The following is a 6,034-nucleotide window of genomic DNA, read 5'->3' as shown; positions in this document are numbered from 1 at the left end:
TGTGGCATTGATGTTCGGCCTGGAGATCTCCAGCGTGCCGGTCATCCTGCCAACCCTGGAACAGCAGTTGGGCACCGGTTTTCAGGATGCGCAATGGATCATGAACGCCTACACCCTGGCCTGCACCAGCGTCTTGATGGCCGCCGGCACCCTGGCCGACCGCTTTGGACGGCGGCGCATGCTGGTGTTGTGCCTGTGGCTGTTTGGATTGGCTTCGTTGGCCTGCGGGCTGGCCAATGAGGCTTCCACACTGATCGCCGCGCGTTTCGTGCAAGGCATAGGCGCCGGGGCGATGATGATCTGCCAGTTCGCCATTCTGTCGCACCAGTTCCGCGAACCGGCGGCACGCGCGCGGGCCTTCGCGGTATGGGGCGTGATCGCGGGCGTGGGCCTGGGCTTCGGGCCGATGGTCGGCGCTTTGATTCTGGCGGTCGCGGACTGGCGCTGGGTGTTCCTGGTGCATGTGCCGCTCACGCTGCTGACCTTGCTGCTGCTGCGCATCAGTGTGCAGGAATCCCGTGACCCGGCCGGCCATCGGCTGGATATCGCCGGCATGCTGACCTTGACGCTGTCGGTGTTCGCCCTGGTGTATTTCATTACTCAGGGCAGCGAAAACGGCTTCGGCAGCCCGGCGATGCTTGGCTGGGCCGGTTTGTCGCTGGTCGGGCTGCTGCTGTTCATCGTGGTTGAGCGACGCAGCGCGCACCCGATGTTCGATTTTTCGGTGTTCCGCATCCCGCGCTTCAACGGCGCGCTGATGGGGTCGATCGGCATGAATTTCAGTTTCTGGCCCTTCATGATCTACCTGCCGCTCTACTTCCAGGCGGGCCTGGGCTACGACACGCTGACCACCGGCGCGGCCTTGCTGGCCTACACGCTGCCGACCTTGCTGGTGCCGCCGCTGGCTGAACGCCTGGCCCTGCGCTTCGGCGCCGAACGTATTATCCCGCTGGGCCTGGGTTTGATGGGCGCAGGTTTTATCGCCATGGCGGCGATCAATGCGGCGCAGCAACCGAGTATCGTCTTAGTGCTGTTGAGCTGTGTGTTAGCAGGCGTGGGACTGGCGCTGACCAACTCACCGACCACCAACACCACCACCGGCGCCGTATCGGCCGACCGCGCAGGCATGGCCTCGGGTATCGACCTCAGCGCGCGGCTGATCACGCTGGCGCTGAACATCGCCTTGATGGGGCTGGTGCTGTTGCTGGGCATCGGCCATCACCTTTCCAGCCTGCTGCCTGCCACCACGGCGTTGGATTGGCCCACCATCAGCCAGAACATTGCAGCAGGCAAGCTGGATATAGCAGGGCTGGAACCTGCGCAAGCCCAGGCCGCGCTGCGCCATGGCGCTGGCTGGGCCATGCTCTTTGCTGGCCTCGGTGCTTGCGGATTGGCAGGCTTGAGCCGGTACTTCTTCCAGCAGCGCCGCTAAACGAAAACGGGCCTGCAGATGCAGGCCCGTTTATTGGGGTTGAAAAAACACTCAGCTATCAGCTGTTAAGCGCAGCCTGTTCGTTTTCCAGAAATTCCTCTTCCAGCTCGGCCTCGTCAGCCTTGGTATCAGGCAGGCTCTGCCCTGCGGCGCGTGGTTTGCCGCGCAGTTTGCCGTACAGATGTTCCAGCGCATGCTCAAGCTTGGTGGCGGCGCCATCGATCGCCTGTTCCAGCGTATCGGCCTTATGCAGGACCGACAGTGGTTGATGGCCCTTTGGCCGTGCTTCCAGACGGCAACTCAGATCGTGGGGGCCGGGCTTATCGCCGTTTTCATCTTTCAGATAGACCTCAACGCGGGTCAGGTCTTCCTCATAACGTTCGAGCGTGCTCTCAATGGTAGTACGTACCCACTCCTCCAGTCGGATGCTGCTTTCAATATGGTTATCGCTATTGACTTGGATTTGCATAGTTCTTCCCTTATTTCAGCTAGCTCGCGAGAGGTCACAACTGCGACACCGGGGTGGTGAAACCATGACCTCTTGATTACACAATTGAGCAGTCAGAAGAACATTTCAACCCCTTTGCAAAGATAAATCCCACATTACAAATTAACCCTGACGACGAGCAAAAACGCTGTTAGGGTGGGGAGTTGGTTACATCTTCTTACGCTCAGCGAACCTTACAATTGCCCCTCTCCCAACGGGTGCAATCCGCGAAAAATCCCTGCTTCCTCTACCAGCCAGTCATGCACCGCACGCACGCCCGGGTGGCTCAACGCGCCCGGTGCATACAGCAGCACATAACGTTTGTGGTTGGGCACGGCCAGGCCAAAGGGCACGATCAAGGTGCCGCGCTCCAGCTCATCGTTGAGCAAGGTACGCCGCGCAATCGCCACGCCCATACCCGCGATAGCCGCCTCGATGGTCAGGTGGTTGCGGTTGAAGGTGTGGCCGCGCCGCACGTCGGCGTCGTGGTAGCCGATAGCATTCAGGTAAAACTCCCACTCGGCGTATTCATAACTCCCACGCCACGCGGTGATGTCGTGCAACAGCGGGAAATGCACCAGGTCCGCCGGGCCATGCAGCGGCGGCCTCCCGCGCAGCAGGCTCGGCGCGCACACCGGAAAGATCTGTTCATCGAGCAGGGCTGTGGATAACAGGCCGGGGTAGCTGCCGTCGTTCAAATCGATGGCCAGGTCGAAGTCGCCCTCGTGCAGGGCGATGCTGCTGTCTTCGGCGACCATGCGCAGTTGGATATCCGGGAAGCGCTGCTGCAGACGCGGCAAACGTGGGGTCAGCCATTTGCCGAGAAACGACGGGATTGAACGCAATCGCAACGTACCGCTGATCATCCCCGCGTCCAGCCGCTGCAACTCCGCATCGATGCTGCCGTAAGCCTCGCCCACCGTCGCCGCCAGCCTCTGCCCTTCGGCACTCAACTCCACGCCACGGGCGCGCCGATGAAACAGCCGAAAGCCCAGGCGCTCTTCCAACTGGCGAATTTGCTGGCTCACCGCCCCCGGCGTGATGTGCAGTTCTTCGGCGCAGCGGGTGAACGACAAATGCCGCGCGGCGCAAGAAAACACGTGCAGCCAGACATAGGTCTGGCCATGGAGAGGGCGAGTCATAGCGTTTAGTCCTGCTAAAGGGTGTCTTAGGATAATTCGTTGGTCAGTGCCGATCCAGAGGCTCAGTATCGCGCCAATTCCGCCTGCTCTACAAAACATGGCAGCGATTTCTACTCCATTGCTTGTAAGGCTTTAGCATGGCTATCAGTGTTTTCGATCTATTCAAAGTGGGCATCGGCCCGTCCAGCTCCCATACCGTCGGCCCGATGCGCGCAGCGGCGACCTTCGCCCAAGCCCTGACCGACCAGCATTTGCTCAGTGAAACGCGACGTATCGAAGTGCGCCTGTACGGTTCGCTGTCCGCCACTGGCGTGGGCCATGCCACCGACCGCGCCACCGTGATGGGGCTGATGGGCGAATGGCCAGACAAGGTCGACCCCACCTCGATCAATGCGCGTATTCAGCAATTGCGCGAATCCGGCCGATTGCTGCTCGCAGGCTCGCAGGACATTGCCTTCAACTGGCACACCGACCTCCTGCTGCTCGACGAGAGCCTGCCCTACCATCCCAACGCCATGTCCCTGCACGCCTATGGCGAAAACGGCCTGCTGAGTGAACAAACCTATTATTCGGTAGGCGGCGGTTTCATCATCGAAGCGGCTGAAGCAGCCTCGGGCATCGCGCCTACCAGCGATGTTGAATTGCCCTACGACTTTTCCAGCGCCGTCGAACTGCTGGCCTTGTGCAACAAGCACGGCCTGCGGGTTTCCGAGCTGATGATGGCCAATGAACGCGCGTGGCGCAGCGATGACGAAATCCGCAGTGGCCTGCTGCATATCTGGTCGGTGATGCGCGAGTGCGTGGAGCAAGGCCTGCGCGATGAAGGCATCTTGCCAGGCGGCCTGGACGTGCCACGCCGGGCGGCGAAATTGCACCGCAGCCTGTTGGAAATCGGCAAACCCAACGTGATCACTTCCACCTTGTCGGCCATGGAATGGGTCAACCTGTTCGCCCTCGCCGTCAACGAAGAAAACGCCGCCGGTGGGCGCATGGTCACCGCGCCGACCAATGGCGCAGCAGGGATCATCCCGGCCGTGCTGCATTACTACATGAAGTTCAACGCCGATGCGTCGGATGACGATGTGGTCAATTTCTTCCTGGCAGCCGCTGCCGTGGGCATTCTCTGCAAGAAGAACGCTTCGATCTCCGGTGCCGAAGTCGGCTGCCAGGGCGAAGTCGGCTCGGCCTGCGCCATGGCCGCTGCCGGCTTGGCCGACATCCTCGGCGCCACACCGGAGCAATTGGAAAACGCTGCCGAAATCGGCCTGGAACACAACCTCGGCCTGACCTGCGACCCGGTCGGCGGCCTGGTGCAAGTGCCGTGCATCGAGCGCAACGCCATCGCGGCGGTCAAGGCGATCAACGCCACGCAAATGGCCCTGCGCGGTGACGGCAAACACTTTATTTCCCTGGACCGGGTCATCCGCACCATGCGCGATACCGGCGCCGATATGCATGACAAATACAAAGAAACTTCACGGGGCGGCCTGGCGGTCAGCTGGGTGGAGTGCTGATCGGAGCACTTCTACCCGCCCCCTACGTGAGCCCGCGCAAAAATAATAACGAGGCAATATCGATGACTGATGTACGTACACCTGCCGCTGAAAACCCTGCTGTTGCTGTAGATAACGTTTTAGATAACACCGTAACCACCGGCTGGACCAAACACGACACCACCTGGATGCTCGGCCTCTATGGCACGGCCATTGGCGCGGGCACCCTGTTCCTGCCGATCAACGCCGGCGTTGGCGGTTTCTGGCCGCTGATCGTGCTGGCGTTGCTGGCCTTCCCCATGACCTTCTTTGCTCACCGTGGGCTGACGCGCTTTGTGCTGTCGGGCAAATCCGGTGATATCACCGAAGTGGTCGAAGAACACTTCGGCGTGGGCGCGGGCAAGTTGATCACGCTGCTGTACTTTTTCGCGATTTTCCCGATCCTGCTGGTGTACAGCGTGGCGCTGACCAACACCCTCAGCAGCTTCATGGAACACCAACTGCACATGGCCCCGCCGCCTCGGGCGATCCTGTCGCTGGTGCTGATCCTCGGCCTGATGGCCATTGTGCGCTGCGGCCAGGGCGTGATCGTCAAAGCCATGAGCGTGCTGGTTTACCCCTTCGTCGCCGCCCTGCTGTTGCTGGCCGTGAGCCTGATCCCCAACTGGAACGGCGCGTTCTTCGCTTCCGCCAGCGAAGGCATGCCGTTGCCGCTGTTCTTCAAGACCCTGTGGCTGGCGATCCCGGTGATGGTGTTCTCCTTCAACCATTCGCCGATCATTTCCGCCTTTGCCGTTGACCAGAAGCGCGTCTACGGCCCACAAGCCGAACGCAAAAGCAGCGGCATCCTCGCCACCGCCCACGGCATGATGGTGCTGACGGTGATGTTCTTCTGCTTCAGCTGCGTACTGGCCCTGTCGCCGGCTGACCTGGCGGCTGCCAAGGCGCAGAACATTTCGATCCTGTCGTACCTCGCCAACCACTTCCAGACGCCAGTGATTGCTTACGCCGCGCCGTTGATCGCGCTGGTGGCCATCACCAAGTCCTTTCTCGGCCACTACATCGGCGCCAGCGAAGGCTTCCAGGGTTTGATCGTCAAATCCCTGCGTGGGCGCAACCGCTCGATGTCGTCCAAAGGGCTGGAACGCTGCACCGCACTGTTCATGGTCCTGACCTGCTGGGCCGTGGCGACCTTCAACCCGAGCATCCTGGGCATGATCGAAACCCTGGGCGGGCCGATCATCGCGTGCCTGTTGTTCCTGATGCCAATGTACGCGATCCGCCGCGTGCCATCTCTGCGCCAGTATTCGGGTCAGGTGTCGAATGTGTTTGTGGTGCTGATCGGGTTGATTGCGCTGTCTGCGATCGTTTTTTCGGTTTTGCCCTGAAATCGAACACAACCCACACCCCCTGTGGGAGCGGGCTTGCCCGCGATTGCGGTGTATCAGCTAAATAATTTCTGACTGACAGACCGTTATCG

The 6,034-nt window shown here is 60.8% G+C and carries 5 protein-coding genes; 3 read left to right on the top strand and 2 right to left on the bottom strand.

Translation table 11 applies throughout. The features are described 5' to 3' along the window. Positions 1–1,432 (top strand): MFS transporter (locus FEM54_RS22195; RefSeq protein WP_138453037.1); only part of this gene is annotated, 1,432 nt, incomplete at its 5' end. 58 nt (positions 1,433–1,490) lie between these two features. On the opposite strand, the gene FEM54_RS22190 is transcribed toward FEM54_RS22195, so the two are convergent. Continuing rightward, positions 1,491–1,901 (bottom strand): HPF/RaiA family ribosome-associated protein, encoded by a 411-nt coding sequence (locus FEM54_RS22190; protein WP_017135168.1) that lies wholly within the window; start codon positions 1,899–1,901, stop codon positions 1,491–1,493. Positions 1,902–2,113: 212 nt separating this feature from the next. Next, on the bottom strand, positions 2,114–3,061 hold the full coding sequence (locus FEM54_RS22185) for a LysR substrate-binding domain-containing protein (RefSeq protein ID WP_017135169.1): 948 nt from the start codon (positions 3,059–3,061) through the stop codon (positions 2,114–2,116). 137 nt (positions 3,062–3,198) lie between these two features. Here FEM54_RS22185 and FEM54_RS22180 point away from each other — a divergent pair, with 137 nt between their 5' ends. Next, positions 3,199–4,575, top strand: coding sequence for an L-serine ammonia-lyase (locus FEM54_RS22180; RefSeq protein ID WP_099548465.1), 1,377 nt, complete (start codon positions 3,199–3,201; stop codon positions 4,573–4,575). 62 nt (positions 4,576–4,637) lie between these two features. Then, on the top strand, positions 4,638–5,942 hold the full coding sequence (locus tag FEM54_RS22175) for a serine/threonine transporter (RefSeq protein WP_017135170.1): 1,305 nt from the start codon (positions 4,638–4,640) through the stop codon (positions 5,940–5,942). The last annotated feature ends 92 nt before the right edge of the window (positions 5,943–6,034 follow it).

Source organism: Pseudomonas edaphica, assembly GCF_005863185.1.
In the GTDB taxonomy this organism is placed as follows: domain Bacteria; phylum Pseudomonadota; class Gammaproteobacteria; order Pseudomonadales; family Pseudomonadaceae; genus Aquipseudomonas; species Aquipseudomonas edaphica.
The sequence above is the reverse complement of the archived record's forward strand: the minus strand, read 5'-3'. Positions and strand labels throughout refer to the sequence as shown.

Bases quoted from the DNA above. Each gene is read 5' to 3' on its own strand.
- FEM54_RS22190 (WP_017135168.1), bottom strand. From the start codon at position 1,901: ATGCAAATCCAAGTCAATAGCGATAACCATATTGAAAGCAGCATCCGA.
- FEM54_RS22185 (WP_017135169.1), bottom strand. From the start codon at position 3,061: ATGACTCGCCCTCTCCATGGCCAGACCTATGTCTGGCTGCACGTGTTT.
- FEM54_RS22180 (WP_099548465.1), top strand. From the start codon at position 3,199: ATGGCTATCAGTGTTTTCGATCTATTCAAAGTGGGCATCGGCCCGTCC.
- FEM54_RS22175 (WP_017135170.1), top strand. From the start codon at position 4,638: ATGACTGATGTACGTACACCTGCCGCTGAAAACCCTGCTGTTGCTGTA.